The sequence below is a fragment of the Tenacibaculum gallaicum genome, from assembly GCF_003387615.1.
In the GTDB taxonomy this organism is placed as follows: domain Bacteria; phylum Bacteroidota; class Bacteroidia; order Flavobacteriales; family Flavobacteriaceae; genus Polaribacter; species Polaribacter gallaicus.
Window position 1 is genome coordinate 1 of record NZ_QUNS01000012.1, and the last position, 23,208, is coordinate 23,208.

General features: G+C 33.1%; 18 protein-coding genes and 1 pseudogene. 13 read left to right on the top strand and 6 right to left on the bottom strand.

The annotated features are described in order from the left end of the window. Positions 1 to 284 precede the first annotated feature (284 nt). The 3 genes from C7448_RS14795 (at position 285) to C7448_RS14805 (ending at position 2,379) form a co-directional block, all read left to right on the top strand. Positions 285 to 554, top strand: a complete 270-nt coding sequence (locus C7448_RS14795) for a hypothetical protein (protein WP_115902190.1) — start codon at positions 285 to 287, stop codon at positions 552 to 554. A gap of 304 nt (positions 555 to 858) precedes the next feature. Beyond that, positions 859 to 1,728: a zinc-dependent peptidase gene (locus C7448_RS14800; RefSeq protein ID WP_115902191.1), complete on the top strand. Its 870-nt coding sequence runs from the start codon at positions 859 to 861 to the stop codon at positions 1,726 to 1,728. A 375-nt stretch (positions 1,729 to 2,103) separates the two neighbouring features. After that, positions 2,104 to 2,379, top strand: a complete 276-nt coding sequence (locus tag C7448_RS14805) for a hypothetical protein (protein ID WP_115902192.1) — start codon at positions 2,104 to 2,106, stop codon at positions 2,377 to 2,379. A gap of 248 nt (positions 2,380 to 2,627) precedes the next feature. Here the strand turns inward: C7448_RS14805 and C7448_RS16230 are convergent. After that, a pseudogene (locus tag C7448_RS16230) lies at positions 2,628 to 2,785 on the bottom strand (transposase); the annotation flags it as partial. 187 nt (positions 2,786 to 2,972) lie between these two features. Here C7448_RS16230 and C7448_RS15920 point away from each other — a divergent pair. The 10 genes from C7448_RS15920 to C7448_RS14850 all read left to right on the top strand — a co-directional run bounded on the left by C7448_RS15920 (position 2,973) and on the right by C7448_RS14850 (position 12,745). Then, positions 2,973 to 3,146 carry a hypothetical protein gene (locus C7448_RS15920; protein ID WP_170137054.1) on the top strand — a complete coding sequence of 58 codons (174 nt, stop codon included), beginning with the start codon at positions 2,973 to 2,975 and terminating at the stop codon, positions 3,144 to 3,146. A gap of 142 nt (positions 3,147 to 3,288) precedes the next feature. Further along, complete coding sequence (locus C7448_RS14810) at positions 3,289 to 3,801, top strand: hypothetical protein (RefSeq protein ID WP_115902193.1); 513 nt, start codon at positions 3,289 to 3,291, stop codon at positions 3,799 to 3,801. A gap of 35 nt (positions 3,802 to 3,836) precedes the next feature. Then, positions 3,837 to 4,373 carry an HD domain-containing protein gene (locus tag C7448_RS14815; protein ID WP_115902194.1) on the top strand — a complete coding sequence of 179 codons (537 nt, stop codon included), beginning with the start codon at positions 3,837 to 3,839 and terminating at the stop codon, positions 4,371 to 4,373. A 192-nt stretch (positions 4,374 to 4,565) separates the two neighbouring features. Further along, a complete protein-coding gene (locus C7448_RS14820; protein ID WP_115902195.1) occupies positions 4,566 to 5,012 on the top strand; it encodes a hypothetical protein in 447 nt (148 codons plus the stop codon). Positions 5,013 to 5,423: 411 nt separating this feature from the next. Continuing rightward, entirely contained in the window at positions 5,424 to 7,562 is a 2,139-nt protein-coding gene (locus C7448_RS14825; protein ID WP_115902196.1) for an amino acid permease, read from the top strand. 117 nt (positions 7,563 to 7,679) lie between these two features. After that, positions 7,680 to 8,279, top strand: a complete 600-nt coding sequence (locus C7448_RS14830; protein ID WP_115902197.1) for a tetratricopeptide repeat protein — start codon at positions 7,680 to 7,682, stop codon at positions 8,277 to 8,279. Between the two features lie 243 nt (positions 8,280 to 8,522). After that, the gene (locus C7448_RS14835; protein WP_115902198.1) at positions 8,523 to 9,338 is read left to right on the top strand and encodes an AraC family transcriptional regulator; all 816 of its coding nucleotides are present in this window, start codon (positions 8,523 to 8,525) and stop codon (positions 9,336 to 9,338) included. 200 nt (positions 9,339 to 9,538) lie between these two features. Next, a complete protein-coding gene (locus C7448_RS14840; protein ID WP_245939488.1) occupies positions 9,539 to 9,907 on the top strand; it encodes a VOC family protein in 369 nt (122 codons plus the stop codon). A gap of 226 nt (positions 9,908 to 10,133) precedes the next feature. Then, complete coding sequence (locus tag C7448_RS14845; protein ID WP_115902200.1) at positions 10,134 to 11,975, top strand: PLP-dependent aminotransferase family protein; 1,842 nt, start codon at positions 10,134 to 10,136, stop codon at positions 11,973 to 11,975. Between the two features lie 392 nt (positions 11,976 to 12,367). Then, the gene (locus tag C7448_RS14850; protein ID WP_115902201.1) at positions 12,368 to 12,745 is read left to right on the top strand and encodes a DoxX family protein; all 378 of its coding nucleotides are present in this window, start codon (positions 12,368 to 12,370) and stop codon (positions 12,743 to 12,745) included. A gap of 339 nt (positions 12,746 to 13,084) precedes the next feature. Here the strand turns inward: C7448_RS14850 and C7448_RS14855 are convergent, their stop codons facing one another. From C7448_RS14855 to C7448_RS14875, 5 genes are all read right to left on the bottom strand, one after another. Then, the gene (locus C7448_RS14855) at positions 13,085 to 14,716 is read right to left on the bottom strand and encodes an ABC-F family ATP-binding cassette domain-containing protein (RefSeq protein WP_115902202.1); all 1,632 of its coding nucleotides are present in this window, start codon (positions 14,714 to 14,716) and stop codon (positions 13,085 to 13,087) included. A 265-nt stretch (positions 14,717 to 14,981) separates the two neighbouring features. After that, entirely contained in the window at positions 14,982 to 16,487 is a 1,506-nt protein-coding gene (locus C7448_RS14860) for a calcineurin-like phosphoesterase C-terminal domain-containing protein (RefSeq protein ID WP_115902203.1), read from the bottom strand. Further along, on the bottom strand, positions 16,480 to 18,282 hold the full coding sequence (locus tag C7448_RS14865; RefSeq protein WP_245939489.1) for an alkaline phosphatase: 1,803 nt from the start codon (positions 18,280 to 18,282) through the stop codon (positions 16,480 to 16,482). Before C7448_RS14865 ends, C7448_RS14860 begins: the two co-directional genes overlap by 8 nt. A 79-nt stretch (positions 18,283 to 18,361) precedes the next feature. Then, positions 18,362 to 19,945: a RagB/SusD family nutrient uptake outer membrane protein gene (locus C7448_RS14870; RefSeq protein ID WP_115902204.1), complete on the bottom strand. Its 1,584-nt coding sequence runs from the start codon at positions 19,943 to 19,945 to the stop codon at positions 18,362 to 18,364. Between the two features lie 19 nt (positions 19,946 to 19,964). Beyond that, a complete protein-coding gene (locus tag C7448_RS14875) occupies positions 19,965 to 23,033 on the bottom strand; it encodes a SusC/RagA family TonB-linked outer membrane protein (RefSeq protein WP_115902205.1) in 3,069 nt (1,022 codons plus the stop codon). Positions 23,034 to 23,208: the final 175 nt, after the last annotated feature.

Below are 23,208 nucleotides of genomic sequence, written 5' to 3' on the forward strand. Positions count from 1 at the left end.
ATTTCTGTAAATAGCTTCGAACTAGAGTTAAATCATCTGTATTTATACGCATAACAAAATATAAGATTTTGTCAACGAATTAGTTAACCTTTACAGAAATGACAGTCATTGAAAAAAAGATTATTTCGTGCCTCGCAATGACGATAGTCTAGAAGCAGGTTACTTCCTCCCCAACTCTTTATAATTACGATAAAAAAGCTTCGAAAATCCGCATTTTTTTCTGCATATATCACCTTTTAAATCATTACGATAATAGATAGTTTTGTGCCTATAAAATGTTAATTATGGAAGAAGTAGTTTTTAAAGCTTTGTTAACGGATACTAAATTTAATAGACAATTTTATTCAAAAATAATTGATACCAACAAACATACTAATGCTACTTATGAAACAGTAAGAGAATCTTATATAAAGTTGGTTTTATACCGTTTTATTAAAATATATCCTACTTCAAGTCAAGATTGTATTCTAAAAGAGCCTAATTTTTATCAAGCTATCGAGTTAGATAGTGTGAGCTCTTGGTTAGAAAAACGACGTACCTACGAATACTCTTAATAAAGTTCCTTACTCTTTAAAATAAAGACAATACCAAACTATCACTTCGAATGAAACTTACAAAATGTAGTGAAGGGAATTTTGTATCGAGAAGTACTCGGTAATAACAAGGTTCTCGATACTATTTTGTTCCTCTTTGTTACACAAAATCACTCAAATTGATGTTTAGACTGTCATTATAAATGGATACTGAGCAAAGTCGAAGTAGAATCCGTCGATTAGTAAATGGCTTCACTAATGTTTCCTCTTTACCCTATTTTTATATATTTGAAAAAAAATACTAGTTGTCGCAACTCTATTTTAAATGACCTATCTATCTATAATTATAATCATAGGTATTTTTCTTGTATTCAAAAAAAACACCTCCGCACCTCAATGGAAACAACCTACAACTCCTTTTCCTAACAAATGGAAAATTATTTTAACTAAAAAAGTTACTTTTTACAACGCACTTACTCCTAATAAAAAAGAATTGTTCGAGTTCAAAGTTTTTGAGTTTTTGTTAAATCATGACGTTATTGGTGTTGATGTTACGGTTACAATCACGGACAAACTACTTATAGCTTCTAGTGCTGTAATTCCTATTTTTAATTTTCCTGAATGGCGCTATCCTAACATCAAAGAAATCATTTTATACCCTGCCATGTTTAACGAACATTTTGAAACTGAAGGAGACAACCGAAGGATTTTAGGAATGGTAGGTAATGGGTATTTAGAAGGAAAAATGGTTTTATCAAAACCTGCTTTACACCTAGGTTTTGAAAATGAAACCGATAAAAAGAATACTGCCATCCACGAATTTGTGCATTTAATTGATAAACTAGATGGAAATATTGACGGAATTCCACATGTATTATTAGAAAAACAATACAGCATTCCTTGGGTAGACTTAATCAACAAAAAGATTGAAGAAATATACGACGATGCTTCTGATATCAATCCGTATGGTGGAACTAACAAAGCGGAGTTTTTCTCGGTAGCAAGCGAATACTTTTTTGAACGCCCGAAGTTATTAGCTAGAAAACACCCTGAACTTTATGAATTGCTAGAACAAATTTTTAAGCAAGATATGGATGACATGAACCTACATTTAAAACGTCTTGATATTTCCAGAAACGCCCCTTGTCCTTGTGATAGCGGAGTGAAATACAAAAAGTGTTGTGGGGTGAATTAACCGTCTCCTATACTTTTCATTTCGAAAAAGGTACGAGTGAGAAATCGTAAGGTTCAGCGTAGTTAAATCTCATGAAGTTAACAACTCCTATTATTGAGATCTCTCACATTCCGCATTGTTTCAGTTTGAGATGACGTATGGTTTGTTATTATAGTTAATTTTACTTCATTCCGACGATAGGAGAAACCATAAGGTTTAACGTACCTAAATCTCATGAAGTAAGTAACTCTTATTCTTATGATTTCTCAGTCTCATACTCCTTCAATTGGACAGAGACCAATAAACACCTCTTCGGAAATCCACATTTTTTTCTGTATATATCTCCTTTTAAATCATTGTTCTAATAGATAATTTTGCCTGTATAAAACATGAATTATGGAAGAAGTAGTTTTCAAAGCCTTACAGAATGATACTAAGTTTAATAGAATAGATAGCTTTATTCAAGAAATAATTAACAACAATCAAAATAACGGAGCTACTTACGAGTCAGTGAGAGAATCTATTATAAAATTGGTTCTATATCGATTTATTAAAATAGACACAACTGCTTCTACAGATTGTATTTTACGAGAGAATAATTTTTATCAAGCTCGTGAACTAGGTAGTGTGAGTTCTTGGTTAGAAAAAAGACGTACTTACGAGTATTCTTAACACGTTTTTTGTACCCTACAAGTCAAGGAACATAAGTAATGTTACCTCATAACACTTTCTTTTTGTCTTGATATAAAACGAAACAAAAAATCAACACTTATTTTTATTTTTTGTTTCTACTTTTATGGCCTGTAACTTGTACTATCACTTACTTCTTGGTGATATTTTGAAGCTTTATCCTGTTTTGATTTTCATATTGGGCTAGCCTCTTTATCCATAACGCTAATATGACGAATACGACATAAATGCATATCTAAGCGTAAGCTACAATGATTTATTAAATGTCTGTCACTTATTATATTCTCTAAATAACCTACTAAACAGAGTTAAAAAACACAATTAGATCTATACTTTTTTGTCCACTTTCCCCATAGTATCCTCAAGTAAAATCATATAAAAAGGCTAAATCTAAAATTCTTTTTATATCTTGTACAACAGTAATTATGACTATAAATAATTGCTTGTTTTTGCCTACCTACAAAAATCTTCACAGGTTTTCAGTTCAATGTGCGTCTTACTAATTTTTAAGCTATAAAACAGGTAAATAATCACATACAAAGAACCTTGCGTATAATTATCACAAAACAAACTAAATGAAGAAAATACTAGCATTTTTGATTACAATTTTACTATTAGGTATTCAAAAAACATCTGCTCAAAATTATCTGAATTACTACGAAACAATAAACAAGGCAGAAATAGTAAATCTGGATAAAGAACTTAAAAAATCAGATTCAATCTGTCAAATAGCCTTTAAAATTGATTAAAAAACTTTTAAAGAAGATTACTTATTAGCTTCTATTAATTCCGAAAGACTAAATAATAATCAAAAAACATCAGAGTATTAAAAAAAGGATTGATAACAAACTAACTCTCAACTACTTTTTATTCTCTTAAATAATACAGACCATGCTAAAAAAACTCTTTCATAAAAAGAAACTATCTGATATTTATTCTAATTACGAAAAAAATCTACGACAAGGAAAAGACTTTTTTGAGGGTATTTCTCTTAATAGAAAAAAATATAAAACTCAAGTTTTAAAACTATTTAGAGAAGCCATTGAAAACAAGGATAATGATAAACTTGCCTTTTGTATTACTGTGTGCTTTTATGATGGTACTGATAATGAGTATATAGATTTTTTTGAAGAAATTATTTTAGCTGACTGGCATGAAGAACATGAAGATGTTGTTGATATAGTTAGAAGTTTTAAAGATGATAGATTTACTGAGTCTCTAAAAGAAATTGCTGTAAAAGAAGAGATTTACAGAAAATACGATGATGAAAACGAATCAACTTTAAGAAAATGTGTTCATGCATTGAAAGCTATAAACTCCCCTAAAAGCAATCAAATAATTAAGGAGTTAATAGACAGCGGAAATGAAAATGTAAGATATGCCTTAGAAAACTATAAAGATTAAACAAATTATAGCTAATTAACAGAAAAACACCTCAAATGACACAAGAACTATATCAAAAAGCAATAAAATTTGCTGGAGAAAAACATAAAGATCAAAAAGTTCCTGGAACAAATTCTAACTATTTGCTACATATCTCTAACGTTGCTATGGAAATAATCATAGCATATAATGCAAATAATAATTTCGATTTGAATTATACTGTTCAATTAGCGCTACTCCACGATACATTAGAAGATACTCAAACCGACTTTTCGGAATTATTGAAAATGTTTGGTGAAAAAATTGCTATTGGAGTTCAAGCATTAACTAAAAATAAAAACCTAGATTCTAAAAAAGAGAAAATGATAGACAGCTTGAACCGAATCAACAAACTTGAAAAAGAAGTTGGAATGGTAAAATTAGCGGACAGGATTACAAACCTTCAAGAGCCGCCAAAACATTGGAAAAAAGATAAAATTCAAAACTATTTATCTGAAGCTATCTTAATTAATGAAGCACTAAATAACAAGAATAAATATTTAAATAAAAGATTAGAAAATAAAATTGCTAAATATAAAAAGTATATTGAATAAAAGTAACATCATGCAGAAACGGCTATAAGCATTTACTTGCTCTCACTATTTCCAAAAAATTCCATAATAATTTGTTAGCCGAAATTTATTAAATTATAAAAAAGACTTTTCTTTAAAAAGATACAATAGTAATCTGGCGCAACCATTACAAGGTTTTTGCATCTATATAGTAAATCATTTAAATATTGAACTATGAAAATTAGAATATCAACTTTACTATTGTTTTTAAGCGCAACGCTATTTATAAACTGTAATAGCGACAATGAAATACCACAAGCTGAAACTATAAATGGAACTTGGAATTTAAAAAATGTTAATGGAGGATTTACTGGAGTAGATGTAAACTATGAAAATGAAACCGTTACTTGGCAGTTTAATGCTAAAACAGAAACCCTTACCGTTAAAAGCACACTAATAAATAACGGTCCACAAAGCACCTACTTACCTTTACAAAGCGGAACCTACAACTATTATCTTTCGGAAGCTAATGGAAAGACTTTTGTTCATATTAAAGACTTTGGAATTCATACAGATGATGAATATGGGAGCTATAGCGTACAAGATGGAGTATTGATTATTAACCAAAATGAAGGCTTTGAAGGTAGTGCCGTAGATACTTTTGTACTAACTTTTAATTAAAAGAAGTAACATAACTATTCTCAAAAGTCGTTAAAAGAACCACTTTTAAAACAATACCTCTTAACTAACATTTTTCTACACGGTAGCCAATAAACCATAAAAAACAACTCCCTTAATTATGGGTGAATCATTCCCCTTAGGCAGGAAGTATCGTTTCCCTTACCGTGGAAGTGTCACTTCCCTTAGGCAGGAAATGCCTTTTCCATTACCGTTGGGGTGTCACCCCAATAATAACTAGATATTATCTTTAGATTATAAACCAACCAACAAAAGCTAACCTTTCTAACTAAAAACACTGTAAAAGAACATATTACAAGCAATACATTAACTAAATCACACCTAAAAAGTCTATTTTTTTTCATATCTTCTCATGGTCTAACCACTTAATAATAAGCCTTAAACACAAAAGCCATGAGGAACAAACTAAAAAAAGACTTAGGATTATTTGATGTTTTTGCCATAAGTACTGGAGCTATGTTTAGTTCTGGTTTCTTTTTACTACCAGGAATCGCCTCACATTATACAGGCCCCTCTGTGTTTTTAGCCTACTTACTTGCAGGTGTATTAATACTACCCACCATGTTTAGCATTGCTGAAATATCAACAGCTCTACCACGATCAGGAGGAGCATACTTTTTTTTAGACAGAAGTTTAGGTCCACTCATGGGAACCATTGGCGGACTCGGTACCTATTTCGCTTTAATGCTAAAAACAGCCTTTGCAATTATTGGTATTGGTGCTTATGCCGCTATATTTTGGGAAGTTCCCACCAAAATAGTTGCTATCGTAGCCACTCTTTTTTTTATGGCGTTAAACTTAGTAGGAGCTAAAAAAACCTCCGCCTTTCAAAAAGTATTTGTCATATTTCTATTAATCATCTTGGTTGGTTTTATTGCTGATGGACTTTTTTCCATCTTCACCTCAGATACTATCACCGATGAATCTATTAACAAACAATTTACGCCCTTCTTTTCAAACGGATTTGGAGGCATGTTTACTACCATAGGTTTTGTTTTTGTTTCCTACCTAGGTCTCACTCAAATAGTTAGTGTTGCAGAAGAAATTAAAAACCCTGAAAGAAATATTCCTTTAGGTATGATACTCTCTTTAGTCGTTACAGGATTAATTTATGGTTTGGGTGTTTTTATTATGGTAACTCTTATTGAGCCTACTGCCTTTGCTAACGAATTAGCTCCTGCGGCTACAGCAGCAGAACATCTTTTTAAGTGGTTACCCGATAATGTGGGAGTATTATTAATGTCAGTAGCAGCGCTTGCTGCATTTGCTTCCACAGGTAATGCAGGGCTTTTATCAGCATCAAGATATCCGTTTGCCATGGGACGCGATAAATTATTTCCTGCTATTTTAGCTAAAATTGGTAAAAAAGGAAGCCCTGTAGTCGCTATATTTTTAACCACAGCACTAATTATCGTATTCATTTTAGTATTATCAGAAGAAGGTATTGTAAAGCTTGCCAGTACCTTCCAACTGTTGATTTTCATCTTTATTAACTTCTCTGTTATCGTTTTTAGAAAAAGTAAAATAGAATCATACGATCCTGGATATGTATCTCCATTATATCCGTTTATGCAAGTTATCGGAATTGTTATTTCATTCATCCTTATTATTTATTTAGGATGGATGCCTATACTTTTTACCTCTGGTATTATTGTTATTGGGGTACTTTGGTATCACTTCTATTCCAAAGGAAAAGTCAAACGAGAAGGCGCTATTTTTCATTGGTTTGCGCTTTTAGGAAGGCATCAATACGATGAATTGGAAAACGAGTTAATGACTATTTTAAAAGAAAAAGGACTCCGTGAAGGAGATCCGTTTGATGAAACCGTAATTACATCGAGAATAAAAATACTTAAGGACACCACTAACTTTGACAAAGTCTTAAATATCGCTTCCGATTACTTTTGTAGGGAGTTAGACCTCAACAAAGAAGGAGTACTCCACAAGTTTTTCCAATCGATACCCGATGAATCTGTGATAGCGTTACCTGGTATTTTAGTTTTTCATGCCAAGTTTAAGAGCGTTTCGCATCCTTCCATGAAAATTGTGATTTCTAAAAACCAAATTAAAGGCGCATTCCCGTCTGAAGGCTATGAGTTTAAAAAGCCCATACAAATCTGTGCTTTTCTAATTAATTCTGATGAAAACCCAAAACAGCAACTACGTATGCTATCGAGACTTCTTGATATTTTAGAGCGAGAGCACATCATAAAAACCTTGCTTAAAATGAATAGCCATAGAGAAATTAAGGAGTTTTTACTACAAAACGAACGATTTGTAAGTATCAAACTACTCGAAGGAACTCCGCAAGACACCATGATTGGAAAACAGCTAAAGGAAATTCAGTTACCAAAAGATGTTTTAGTGGCTTTAGTTGAAAGAAACGACAAAACCTTTACCCCTAACGGTTCTACGGTTTTAGTAACGGATGATGTACTCACCATACTTGGAGAACCCAAGTCTATCGCGAAACTGTATAAGGAATACATGAGTTATGAAATAGATAAACTAGACACGGAGGAGACTACTTAATTTTCGGTTTGATTTCTAAAACTATTTTAAATAAATTCGCTATTGGTATAGATTTTTAGTCATTAACTAATTTATACCCTTAATCACATTAGTTACAATTTGACAAAATGACCCTAAATGAAATATAAATTTATAATTCTTTGTCTCATCTTTTTTATTTCTTGTAAATCTGAAGTAAAAAATAAAATCCCAAAAAAACATAATCCACACGAACAAATTAATCAAAACTTGGAAAATGAAAAAGCCATCGAATTGTATTTTAAAGGGACTGAAAACTTAACTAATGGAAACTTTAAATTGGCACAAAGTTATTTAAAAGAATCATTTGAAATTGAAAAAAGTCCTATCACACTAAACGAGCTTGGAACTATTTCGCTTGCAGAGAATAAATATAAAGAAGCTTTATCATATTTTAATGAGAGTATTACACTTGACAAAACTTACTACCCAAGCCATATCAATAAATCAAGAGTTTTTGTCATTGAATTAGATTTTGAAAAAGCAGAAGTAACTTTAAAAAACATGATAAAAGAATGTAAATCAAAATATTGGACTGCCTATGCTAATTTCTATTTAACAACTATATATATTAATAATCGAGAAAACTGTGAAAAGATTAAAAAACATCTAAACAAATCACAAATTTTAAAAGAAGATACAAGTTTAACACAACTATATTTAAGTATAGAAAAGACTGTTAAAAAAAGATGTGGCTAACAATAATTTACGCCTATTAAATTCTTCATCGAATTCTAACTTGAATTTATTATTTTTTGGCTATAACGAAAGAAATCCTGCATTTTTTTCATAAATGAAACCTTAGCAAAACATCCTCCTCAGTCCTTTCTAAAAAAATCTAATTTACCATATCTAACAATTTTATATTATCAGTTTACACTTCTTATAGAAATTATATCTTTGGTAAACCATGCCTCTTGCTGAAAAAGATTAAACGACAAAATGGACTACCAAACATACGAACCACATACAGATTTAAAGTCAATTATTAGTTGTTATTGGACGTTGGAAGTCCCCATACATTCCGAACCACAAAAACAACGAATTGTACCAGATGGCTGTATAGAAATGGCATTTATTCTTGGAGACGATATAAAACGGTACACTTCCGAAAATGACTTTATACTTCAACCACGGGCAATGATATTGGGACAAACAATTGAGCCATTTTATATTGAACCAACAGGTTATGTCAATACTTTTGCTATTAGATTTTATCCTTATGGGTTTGCTAACTTTATTTCTGAACCAATCAACAACTTAGCAAATACAGAAACACCCCTAGACCTACTTTTTGCAAAGGAAACCGCAGATGGTTTGCAACAAAAAATAATCAACGCTGAAAACACGATACAACGTATAGAAATAATCGAAAAGTTTCTCTTACATACGTTTAACGACCAAAAAACGATTCATAAAATAGTAAAAAGCACTGTGAATACTCTCCTATCTACAAACGGAAGTGTTTCTATAAACTCAATCCTCCAATACAACCTATCTAAAAGAAGGCAGCTTGAAAGAAACTTCAAAAAACAAATTGGAGTAAGTCCCAAACAATTAGGAAAAGTAATTCGGTTACAAACAGCTTTAAAATTGATGCTTAACCAAAAATCTAAAAACCTAACCGATGTTGCCTATAAAAGCGACTATTTCGACCAAGCTCACTTCATCAAAGACTTTAGAGAATTTACAGGAATAAACCCTAAAGAGTTTCTTACTGATGAAAGCTTAACGCTTTCTACCCTTTTTTACAAATAAGCTAAGGTGTCGCATTTTTACAATTTCAACTAATTTTCTGCTCTTAGTTTTGCATCAATAATACTAAGCCGAAAATGAAAAATAAAATATTTATTACCATTATTGCTCTACTTTTTTGCTTTGTGTCTTGCAAAAACAAAGACACTTCAGTCTCTAAAACAACCCAATCTAAAAAACCAATCACTAAAAGCACAAAACAGATGAAAAGTTATGTCTCAATTTTCGAAATTCCAGCAACCAACATTACACGAGCCGTTAATTTTTACAAAGAAATTTTAGAAATAGAAATTGAAAGATTCCATTTTCCAGAAATGGAAATGGGGTTATTTCCTTACCAAAACCAAATGGTTACAGGAGTAATTATAAAGGGCAAAGGTTATGAACCTTCTGCAAGCGGAGTTACCATTTACCTCAATGGTGGAGACAACCTGCAAACTATTATTGATAAAGTAGAAGAGTATGGTGGTAAAGTTATGATACCTAAAACACCTCACGCTGACGAAAACGGGTACTTTGCCATTTTTCTCGACTCAGAAGGAAACAAAATCGGACTTCATTCACCAAATTAAAAAAACAACCCCACAACAGTAAAGGGAAATAATAACGGTTTGAGAACTAACTCAAACCGTTATTATTTTTTATTAAAGTATCTTAAGAATTCAAACAATAAATTTATATAGTCAGCTACAGCTCATACATCAAACGAAAGCAAAACTCCCTGTATAAAACCATTCTCTCCCCTTTCTAAAAAAATCTAATTAACGTATCTTGCAGTCTTATTAAAAGACACCTATAATGCAAGACAAAAACGTACATAACTATATAAAAAATGTTGTAGAAAATATGCCAGCAGCTTGGTTAAACCTTACCACGCACCGCCTGGATATTTATGAAGAAAAACTAGCCAAAACTCAGTTTTTAGAGCAATTTGAAGATTTGTATAAAAACAACGATGCTGCTGCTTCAGCTTTAAGCGAGTTACCAACTGCATACGATTATATTCGTTTAGGGCATCCGTTATCGTCTGTATTAGAGTGGACGATTGCCAAACTATACAACACAAAAGCAGCAAATGTAATTAGTTTTTCGTCACAAACAGTACCTGTATTGGCTGTGTTAAGAGCAAATTTGTTTGCAAATAAAAACACACAAATAGTGTACACCAATGAAATCCCTAGCTTTTTTGATGCAGAAGCAATCAAAAACGTATACGGATATCAATTTGAATTAAAAAAGGCGGATAGTGTTGAAGCGATAACTGAGTTTGATGGTAGCACCGTATTGATTGTTGAACAAGAAGCTATTTGCAACTTTACCATTCTACCTAATGTTGATTTTTACATCAATACACACCCTGAATTAGGAAGCTTTTTATTAGTAAACGGTGAGCAAAACGACGCTTATATTTCAGACATTCAACATGTAAGAAGAAGAGAAACTATTGCCATGACTCCTGCTAATTCGTTAAAAGCGTTAAAAAACTTTATCGATGAGCCGTATGAGGTTACGGTAACTGACGTAGCACAAAACAAAGCAAAGGTTGAAAAACTCATCAATGAAATTACCAATACCAGTACAAAAGCGTTAGTAGCATCAAGTGGACTTTCAATACAATACGCCATTTTAATGGGATTGATTGATGATGCTCTTGAAAACCACAAAGGAAAAGCGATTAAAATTGTAGTGCCTCCAAACTGTTATGGTGGTACTAACGACCAAGCAAGACGTGTTGCTGCTTGTTTAAATAACGTAGACATTGTTGATTTACCTGTTGATGGAGACAACGACATGGTAGAGAGTATTGATACCGTGTTAACCAACATTGCAGCGCAAGATGCAGTTCCTTATATCATTGCTGAAATTCCGACCAACCCAAGAGTAGAAGTACCAAACCTTGCTGATTTAAGAGATGTTTTAAGTAAAAAGCGTACGACTCCAAATGGTGAAACAGCGGTTGATCCTGTATTTATTTTAGACCAAACTTTTTGTCCGAATGTTCACTTTTTAGGAGATACAGACATGTTAGCGAACGTTAGAACTATTTCGTTTGCAAGTGGATCTAAATTCCCTAGTGGTGGAAAATGTACTGCTGGGTACTGTGTTGGAAATAAAACAACCAATGCGTTAATCAAAAAAATAGAAAAACACTTACATATTTGTGATAACGAGGCTACACCGCTTCAATATGAAATATTAGCAACACAAATGCCTTCGATGACACAACGTATTAGCGATGCTTATAAAAATACGCGTGAGTTTGTAAACTTTATTCATGAAGTGTTACCAGATGCTAAAATCAATTTTGTTTCTGAGGAATTAGCAGCACAAGGATTTACGCCATCGGTATTTTCGTTAGACCTTCCTACCAAAGGAAATACTGCGGAAGAAAAAGAAGCCTATAAAAGAGCCTTAAACTTAAAGCTTATCAATTTAATGATTAATGAAATACCAAATGAAAGTAAGTATTGTGTAAGCTACGGACAATTAAAAGGTTGTTACTGGACGATTCCTGCAACCTCAACACAAGGAACTACCAAAGAAGGGGATAAAGATTATATTGCTCGTGTAGCGCTATCTCCTAACATGGATTTAGAACTTCATAAAAAAGTATTCTTAAACTTTGTAAAAGGTATTTAAGAACAATAAAAACGTCATTTCGACCGAAGGGAGTAACTCTAATTATTGAGATTTCTCAGTCGTAACCTCCTTCGAAATGATGTTTTATTTTGTTTTGCAAATGAACACTGAGCGAAGTCGAAATGAATAAAATGGCTATCTTACTCTCGACTTACACAGATTGCTTCACTACCGTTCGCAATGACGTTAACCGAAACGTCATCTCGAACTGGATCAACACGGAACATGAGAGATCTTAATAATAGGAGTTACTCACATGAATAAGATTTCTCACATTCGTTCGAAATGACATAAAATTATTCGCAATGACTAAACTCTTTTTATCGTACCTTTTTTATTTTTTATATATTTAAAGAACTAAAAAACAAACTACTAACCTCAAACTAATCACTATGAAGCAAAAAATTTTATTCGTACTAAGTCTGCTATTCGGATTAATGTTTATCAATTCAGGATTAAACAAATTCTTAAACTACATGCCAATGCCAGAAGAATTACCCGAAAAAATGATGAGTGCTATGACTGCCATGATGGAAATTGGCTGGTTAATGCCTTTGGTAGGAATCATTGAAATTTTAGGAGGTATTCTATTCATTATCCCAAAAACTAGAGCCCTAGGAGCTGTTGTTATTTTTCCTGTAATGATTGGCATAATGTTAACTAACATTTTTCAAGCGCCTTCTGGACTTCCAATTGCTATAGCGTTTTTTGCGATTAACCTTTGGGTAATTTATGAAAACTGCGATGCTTATAAATCTATGGTAAAATAATAACTATCGTCATAGCGAGGAAGTTCATTGAGCGAAGTCGAAATGAACGACGTGGCTATCTTTTTATCAGTACACGATATACAGATTGCTTCGTTCCACTCGCAATGACGAAACACACTGTCATCTCGAACTGGAGCAACGCGGAATGTGAGAGACCTCTAGAATAGGAGTTACTCACTTCATGAGACTCCTCACATCCGTTCGGAATTGTAAAGGTTAACTACAATACCAAAACCATCCTGTCATCTCGAACTGAAGTAGCACGGAATGTGAGAGATCTTAATAATAGGAGTTACTCACATGAATAAGATTTCTCACATTCGTTCGAAATGACGTTTTTTACAAATCTATCTCCTTTAACGCTTTGATATTATTACGCTCTAAAAACGCATCAATCGTTTCAAAGTGTTCGATAACACGTTGGTCTTTAAATTCGAATACTTTTTGAGATAAACCTTGTAAGAAATCACGGTCGTGCGATACTAAAATCAAGGTTCCGTCGAAGTGCAATAAGGCTTCTTTAATTACTTCTTTCGATTTTAAATCTAAATGGTTTGTAGGCTCATCTAATATCAACACGTTTACAGGCTCTAGTAACAATTTCACCATTGCCAAACGGGTTTTCTCTCCTCCAGAAAGTACTTTTACTTTCTTTTCTAAATCATCTCCCGAGAACATGAAACGTCCTAAGATATTTTTGATTTGTGTTCGAACATCTCCTTCTGCAACCTCATCTACGGTTTGGAAAATTGTTAATTCTGAGTCTAATAACGAAGCTTGATTTTGTGCAAAGTATCCCACTTTGGCATTGTGCCCTAAACCACATTCTCCTTCAAAATCAATTTCTCCCATAATTGCTTTAATCATGGTCGATTTTCCTTCTCCGTTTCTTCCTACAAACGATACTTTTTCGCCACGAGCTATAGAGAAACTTGCTTCTTTAAATACGGTTAAGTCTCCGTATTGCTTCGTCAATCCTTCCACTTTTACAGGATAGTCTCCTGAACGTGGTGACGGTGGAAAACGTAATTTTAAGGCTGAAGTATCTACCTCATCTATTTCTACAGGGACTATTTTTTCTAACATTCGTTCACGTGAAGCTACTTGATTCGTTTTTGAATAGGTTCCTTTAAAACGCTCGATAAATGCTTTGGTATCGGCAATAAATTTTTGTTGTTCTTGATAGGCTTTTAACTGATGTGCACGACGCTCTTTACGCAATTCTAAATAATGTGAATAGTTCGCTTTATAATCATGAACCGTTCCCATGGTAACCTCAATGGTTCGGTTGGTAATGTTATCGATAAATGCTTTATCGTGCGATATTACTACTACTGCCTTGGCTTTGTTTAATAAGAAGTTTTCTAACCAAATTACCGACTCGATATCTACGTGGTTGGTAGGCTCATCTAACAAAATTAAATCGGGTTTTTGCAGTAATATTTTCGCCAGCTCTATACGCATACGCCAACCTCCACTAAACTCTGAGGTTGCTCTTTCAAAATCTTCTTGCTTAAATCCTAACCCTTTTAAGGCTTTTTCTACTTCTGCTTCGTAGTTTATTTCTTCTAACGCGTAGTACTTCTCCCCTAAATCTGATACGCGCTCAATGATTTTCATATAATCGTCCGATTCATAATCAGTACGGGTTTCTAACTGTTTGTTGAGGTCGTCCATTTCGGCTTTCATAGCAAAAATAGATGCAAATGCTTTGGACGCTTCTTCTTTTACCGTGCAGTTGTCTTCCATTAACAAGTGCTGAGGTAAGTAAGCGATTACGGTATCTTTCGGGCTGCGAACGCCTCCTTTAGTAGCTTTAGAAACTCCTGCTATAATTTTCATCATGGTGGATTTTCCTGCCCCATTTTTACCCATTAAAGCAATTTTATCGTTCTCGTTTATTACAAACGAAACGTCGCTAAACAGGGTGTTACCACTAAACTCAACCGTTAATTGATCTACCGTAATCATACAAATAATTTTAAGCGGCGAAATTAGCAAAAATGGTGTATACCTTTGATAAAATTTTGGTATAACCTGAGTTTTATAAATTAACTAAAATCAATAGAGTGTCATTACTGTAATGACACTGAGTCTTTTGGCTATTGCTCAAGATAAACTATGATTGAAGTGGAAAATGATGTAATCTCATGAGTGAGAGTTACTCATAACCTTAAGACTTCTCAGTCGTAACCTCTTTCGAAATGACCGTTATCAAGAAACTCCCCTCCTTTTGTTATTGCTTATAAAAAACTCTTACGTCTTCTGTTTGTAACTTTAACACATCATCTTTGGCTCTAATTCTTATTAAATGCATACCTGATGCTATATTTTCGGGTATTTTCATCCTCCATAAGTGTTTACTTTTTGTAGTAGGTTTTGGCACTTTAGATAATTTTTGCCCTTCGTATCTACCTAATTCTTGCAGTAAATAGAATCTTTTTAATTCAGGGGCTACTCCTTGATGATGCTCCATAGATTGCCAAGTTTTACCATCAAAAGAAACCTCAACTTTCGTAGATTTTCCTCCTGCAAACACATTTACATATATATAAGGCTCATTTAAAACGTTCATTTCTGTATCCCATTTTTTCTTCTCTGGAACCCAAATATGCATTTGCTTTTCTGTAGGAGCTCCTGAAACCTTATAGCTAAGATGATAATCTTTGTCTTCTGTTTCTAAGAACCAATATCCTTTTGGGGTACCATCATGCATCATAGCAAAAGGAACTCCATGAATATCGTGTGCTCCCTGCCACCAAGCACCGCAAACCGCTCCTCCTACTAGTTGGTGTACTGCTTCTTTTTGACTTCTTTGAAAATAGTGATGGTATTGTGTATGTGTATGACCCGCAGCAACCAATACTTTGTCAAAAGGATTCATTAATGATATGAATTCTTCCTTATTACTTGTATACTCCAAAGGAATATGTGTGAAAATTTTTATTGAATTATATTTCGTTTCAAACTTCTTAATTATGTTAGACACAAATGTTAATTGATCTTCATCAAACTTGCCTATATACTCACGATTATTTACTGGAAAGTTATTATTAAGCACTAAAAACAGATTATCTCCATATTCAAAAGCATAATATGAAGGTCCAAATGAAGCTTCGAAAGTTTTATCTCTGTTAGAAAATTCTTGTTCTCCAAAGTTTAAGTCATGATTTCCTATTACATAAAACACAGGTACTCCAACCAGTCCTAATGATTCTGATAGAGGCTTAAATATGCTAAGATTAGCAAAAGAAAGATCCCCTAAAGGAATAATAATGTCTGGTTTATTTTTGACTAATTCTTCAGTTACTAACTTACTAACATGATGGATATCATCAATTACATCTGATTGAGGATCTCCTAACAACGCTATTTTCACCTTGTCTTTTTCTTTATTAGGGTATAACGGAAAATCAAACAATTTTTTATTAATTAACTCTTGAGATAAATAGTAAAACTTCAAGTTGTTTTGTGGGGTACGTGGTGAAACGTACCCCTTTGGTTTGATAACAAATATTGGATTATTCTCTAAAAACTCTATTTTATAAATCCCTTTAGTATTTGTTGCAACTACATCTTTTCCATTACTTACAAATATATCTTTAAGGACTTTATCTCCTTTGTCATAAATTCCATTTTGATTCTTATCATGATAAACTCTTCCTGAAACTTTTGACGATTGTCCTAAAGCTACTTGCACCATAAGCACTAATAAACTGAAAATAAATATTGATTTATTCATTGGTTTTTATCTTTAAGATTTCTAGAATCTTACCTAAAAGATCGCTATTTTCATAAACTCCTTGTAACTTATCTGATTGTGGACCGTAAGCAAACAAAGGCACCATTGCTCCTGTATGATCATGCGTAGTAAAATCGCCTTCAATCATGTGGTTCTTCATATCTCCTTGCGGAATCGAAAACCCTGATGTTTCATGATCTGCCGTAACAATTACCAAGGTATTTTTGTTAGCATCAGCAAATTTTATCGCTTCTGTTACCGCTTTATCAAAATCAATTCCTTCTGCTATAATACCTTCTGTATCATTAAAATGTCCATAACTATCTATCTGAGCCCCTTCTACCATTAATAAAAATGGTTCTTTTTTCGACTTTAAAAAAGATAAACTACGTTGCGTTGCTTCTGCTAAAAAATTACCCCTTCCTTGTTTAATTCCTGGCATACCTCCTTCTGCAGCAAAAACCCCTACTCTTTCTTCATCATTAGTAATATCTTCAATAGCATTTTTAATATTGAAAGGCATCGTTTGTTTATTTGAAAAGTACTTTGCACCTCCACCTATAAACAATGAAATTTGACTCATTACAAGATCTGTAGCTATTTGCTGCATATACGACCTATCTTTTTGATGTGCGTAAAAAGTCGATGGAGTTGCTCCTGTAATTTCATCGGTAGTAATTAAACCTATATTATAATTATGTTCTACTAATAACTCACTGATGTTTTTTACTGGTTTCCCATCTGGTCTTACACCAATTGCTCTATTGTATGTTTTAGTTCCTGTTGCTATAGCCGTACCACCTGCAGCAGAATCTGTTGTAAAATCGTCTGACGATTGTGTTTTTAAAAATCCAATACTTCTTAATTGGGTTAATGTTAAATCTCCACCATTTGCCAAAGCTGCTGCTGAAATTTGTGATACTCCATTACCATCACCAATTAATAAGATGATATTTTCTACTTTTTTATTTTTTTGATCGTAGGCGAATGTAGGTTTGTAAACTTCTGACTTTTCTTTATTATAACTTACTCTTTTTGATAAACTTTTTAGGTATTTAGTAGCTTCAAAAGGTTGATCGGTATTTATAAAATCAACTTTTAAATCTGTAAAAGTTTTCCAAGCCGACTCTGAATCTGGAACTCCCCAAAAACGGAAAGGTTTGTTTAAACCGTGTGCTGTTTCAATTACTTTTTTTACTCTTTTAAGATCATCTGCAACCATTCTTCCTTTTCCGTTCCATACAGAATATTTTTTATAGTCTACACTTATCAATCCAACCTTATTCCAAGCTTCTTGGTTTAAAATTTTGGTTAGCTTTTGATGATCAAACTGTATATAATCTGGATAGTCTACATAGTCTTTAACTTGTGGTTTCCCGCCTGAAATTACAAACTGTATGTTGTTGTTTTTGGTAAGATCTGGGTATCCTTTTAAAGTTTTTACTAAACGATTTAGTGTACTATAGGGTTCTGACTTTACATCTATTAACAATTGTATTTTATGTGTAAGTTGAAGATCGTTTTTTAACGCTGTTCGTAAAGGGTCTAAATAAAGTGACTCTATAGTATGATTTTTAATAATCTCGGCTGTTCCATGTGCTACAAATAGGGTATTCTTTTTTAATATTACATCTATTTCTAAAGAATGAACTCCCGCTGCATAGGCTTTCCAAAAAGGAATTGATTGTTTATAATCGTTGTGAGAATGTACTTTATAAGTAGAGCTTAATGTTTGTGCTTGTATAGCTCCTACCCCTAACATTAAGTATAAAAATATCTTTTGAATAAATTTCATTTTATGCATTTATAAAAAAGATGCCGCCGTAACGACATCTTTTTGTTAAACTTAAATTAAACTAAAAAAATGACTAAAATTACCATCCAGTATTTTGCTTTATTCCTGAAGAGATAATTACTTCGTTAGGAATAGGCCATACGTGCATATATGTTGGGTCAAAATTTCTTGCTTGCCACACTTGTTCAACGGTGTAGTCTGAATCTGGATTTGATCTGTCTGTATGAATTCTACCATATAAAGGTTTGCTGTATACCTTAACTGCGTCTCCCCAACGTACTAAATCGTAATGTCTGTTAGCAAACTCACCTGCAAACTCAACACGTCTTTCGTGTTTTATATCTTCTAATGTTGCATTGCTAAGAGGTGGTAACCCTGCTCTTTCTCTTACTCTGTTTAAATCTGCATCTCCATTTCCTCCTTGTTGAATTAATGCTTCCGATTTCATTAACAATATTTCTGCATAACGCAGTATTGGAGTATTATATAGTGTTGTTGGTGAGTTACCATTGGAATTTATATACGTTCCTACTGGATTTTCAAATGTATACTCATACATGTATTTGTTGAACTGAAACCCTGATAGTGAGTTTTCTGATTGGTATCTTTTTGTTTCTCCAAAAAATTCAAATTCGTCTCCAAATTTTAAGACAGTTACTTCTCTTCTTACATCGTTAGGTTCAAATTCGTTATACAGGCTTTCTGTTGGTGTATAATATCCCCAACCATTATATTGCCCCCAGCCTTTATTTTCTAACATTACACCTGGTAAAATACTTCCGCCTTCAACACCTGAATTAGCAGACCAAATGTATTCACTTGTCCAGTTATTAAGATGACTATGTAACAATCTGAAATCTTTTTTAGGATTATCTGTATCAATAAGTGCTCTTCCCGATCCTGAGTTTGTTACTGCATCACAATAGGTTACCACATCAGTATATTTAGAACTGTCATATTGTGCCCAATACAAATAGGTTTTTGCAATATACGCCAAGGCTGCATCTTTATGTGCACGTCCGTAATCACCTTCTCCCATTTCAGTAAAAAGAGGCAATAAGTTTGCTGCTTTTTTTAAGTCTTTAACAATAAATTCATAATTTTCTATGACGCTTTTTGGTCGTTTATAACTCCCTGCTTCATCGTCCATATTATCTTCGGTAACAATAGGGACACCTCCATTTTTATCATTATCTCCATAGGTATGTGCCAACCAGAAATAATGAAATCCTCTCATAAAATAAGCTTCTCCTACAATTCTGTTTTTTTGTTCTTTACTAATGTTCATTGCTGGAACATTTTTAAGTATATCGTTAGCTCTTCTTATTATTTTATAACTTTGAGGATACATCCAAGAGGTATAACCTTCATCTCCTGTTATATTAAAATTTTTCACATTATCTGCTGTAGCATTTAGTCGCCCTGTTACCATATCATCTGATGCATTGATGTACCAAAAGAATCCTCTTCCAAACATATCATCATCTTTCATATAATAATACAAACTGTTTACTGCTTCCAGAGCGTCTTGTTCTGTTTTCCAGAAGTTTTCATATGAAGTACTTCCTAATGGATCTAAATTTGTGAAATCATCTGAACAGGAAACAAATCCTATTTGAATACTTACGATGTATGCAATTAGTTTTATATATGTATTTTTCATCTTCTTATTTTTTATTTTGTTATAATGACAATGATATTCCTGCTGAGATAGTTCTTGATGAAGGGTATCTTCCTACATCTAACCCTTTACCTCCTACTTCAGGGTCCATTCCGCTATAGTTTGTAATTGTAAATAGGTTTTCTCCTGAAACATATACTCTTAATGAAGACTCGCTTAATACAGAACTCATTTTACTTGTTGGCACTGTATAGCCAAGTGTTACGTTTTTAAGTCGTAAGTAAGAAGCGTCTTCTAAATACCAACTTGAAGCCGTTCCGTAAGTTTGGTTATTGTCTTGTGTTGATAGTCGTGGAATATTCGTATTTCTATTGGTAGGTGTCCAAGCATTTAATACATCACTATCTAAATTATAGCCTTGCTGAGAAGCATTGAAAGCTGTAAACTTATACGCATTAAACACTTTTACACCACCTACCCCTTGGAAGTTCATATTTAAATCAAAACCTTTATAGTCTAAATTTAATCCCAAGTTATAGGTTACATCTGGTAAATAGCTATCCATAAAAACGCGGTCGTTATTATCTATTTTACCATCGTTGTTAGTGTCTTGAAACTTAAAATCTCCCGGTACTGCGTTAGACTGTATTAATTGCCCATCTTTATTATGTGCATTAATTTCTTCTTGCGATTGGAAAATTCCTAAGTAAGGCACTAAATAGGTAGCGTATAATTCTTTTCCTACTACAGACCTGTATGGATATAATGTGCTTCTAACATTATCTGAATGTGCTATATAATCAATTCCACTACTGTTATAGCCATTAAGGTTCATTAACTCATTATCAAGAAAACTAGCGTTAGCACTAACGCTATAATTCAAGTCTCCAACGTAATCTTTATACGAAACAGCAAATTCATAACCTGTGTTCTTAACTTCTCCTCCATTTACATCGGCTGCTGAAGTTCCTTGATGAACATCTTCTAACCCAGGAATAATCATTCCTTTTGTTGTTTTTTCAAAATAATCAGCAACTACAGATAGTCTGTTATTAAATAAGTTTAAATCTACCCCAAAATCTAATGATTCTGAGATTTCCCATTTAAGATTTGGGTTTGATTGTCTTCCTACATACGTACCTTTATCGTCTAAAGAACCATCTGCTCCTAAAATAACATTTGTGGTGTTTAAAGGAACATCAAAAGAGTAATACCCTACAGAGTTTATATTTCCTATTTGTCCCCAAGATGCTCTTACTTTTAAATTATTAATAGCTTCAATATTAAAGAAATCTTCTCCTGATATTTTCCATGCTGCTGAAGCTGATGGAAAATAATCTGCCTGATTTTCTTTAGCTAAACGTGAGGTTTCATCTCTACGAATACTTCCTGATAAGAAATACTTACCTTTATAGTTATACAGTACCCTTCCTATTGCAGAAGTTAAAGCATCCTCGTACACATCTGTCTCTGGAGTTCTAATTACTGATGCATTAGACATGAATTGATTGAAAGGTTCTTCACTACTAAATCCTTCTCCTTGCTGGAAATAGTATTCGTAATCGGTAAACTGTGACGAGTAAACAGCGGTAAGATCTAAATTATGATTTCCAAAACTCTTTTTATAGCTTAATTGATTATCCCATACCCAACGCTTAGTATCTGAATAACTCTGATATAAATAATTGTTTAAATTCGTTCTTCCTAACTCTGGAATTCGAGGTGAAAACTTTTTATATTTCGTATCCGTAGTACTATAACTATAACTCGTTTTAAACTTTAATCCGTCCGTAATGTCGTAGTTAAGATATACGTTAGCGTTTAAGTAATTAACAGGATTACTAATATCTGGACGTAACAACAAGGCTACAGGATTATATACGTCTCCGTAAGCTCCTGCATAATTTGATAAATTTTCTGGTACTACTCCACTAAAATTTCCGTTTGCATCACGAATAGGTGCAGATGACGGCATGTATAATGCATTTACAATACTACCTGAGTAAGAACTTGTTGAGTTTGTACCTACTGCTTCACTTCTTGAATAATACACATTTTCACCTATAGTAATATTATCTGTAAGGTGTATGTCTGTTTTTACTCTAAAAGAAAAACGTTCTGAATAGGTATTTAGTAATAATCCTTCTTTTTTATGATAACCAAAAGAGGTCATATAATTCATCTTATCAGTAGCACCACTTATATTCATATTGGTGTTGTACATAGCTCCTGATCTAAAAATAGCATCCATCCAGTTGGTACGTGTTACTTGACCCCATGGATTTTGTTCTGCATCGTGAGCAGACTGTCTTGGAGCACCTGCATTATCTGCTGCCATATTATATACATCTGCTTGTTGCTTTGCATTTAAAGGTGTAGGTAATTTAGCTGCTGATTGCACACCGCTATAAAAGTCAAAACTAATTCTTGGTTTTCCTTTTTTCCCTTTTTTAGTTTCAATTACAATAACACCAGAAGCTGCTTGTGCTCCGTATATTGCAGCAGCAGCTGCATCTTTTAAAATAGATACCGATGCAATATCATTTGGATTAATCGATGGACCATAATAAGGCACACCATCTACAACCGTTAGTGGCTCTTCATTTGCAAAAGAACCATACCCTCTAATAACCACTCTACCATCTTCAGATGGATCTCCTCCTTGTTGTAAAACAGTTACACCAGATACACTTCCTTGTAAAAAATCATTTAACGTAGATACTGGCCTACTAGACATAGATTCTATGTTTTCTACTGTTGAAATGGCTGAAGTAAGATCTCCTTTTTTTGCACTACCATAACCAATTAGTACTACCTCATCTAAAACGCTCGACTCTTCATTAAGTGCTATTGAAAACTCTTGACTTCCCGAGAAAGGAAGCTCTAGTGTTTGAAACCCTATAAAAGAAACTACTAAAGTTCCTTGATCTTTATTTACACTTAGTGTAAACTTACCATCAAAATCGGTAGCTGCTCCATTCTTACTTTGCTCTTTAATAAGAACAGTTGCTCCGGGAATGGGTTCTCCGTCTATTTTAGACACAACGGTACCTTTTAAGATAGTTTGTGCTACCGTTCCGGAGACTACCCCAAAACATAATAACAATATAAATAAATAGTGTTTTTTCATTTGATAATTTAGGTTTTGATTCTGAGACGAATCTATTTCAAGATGCTTTTTAAAGAGGGTCAAATGGTTTCAAAAAGGAGTACTTATATTTCAAAAAGCCTCATAAAAACACCTTAATTCTTACACTTTTGTTTCAGTAACCTTCTGCTAACATTAGCCTAATCTGAAGCTAACT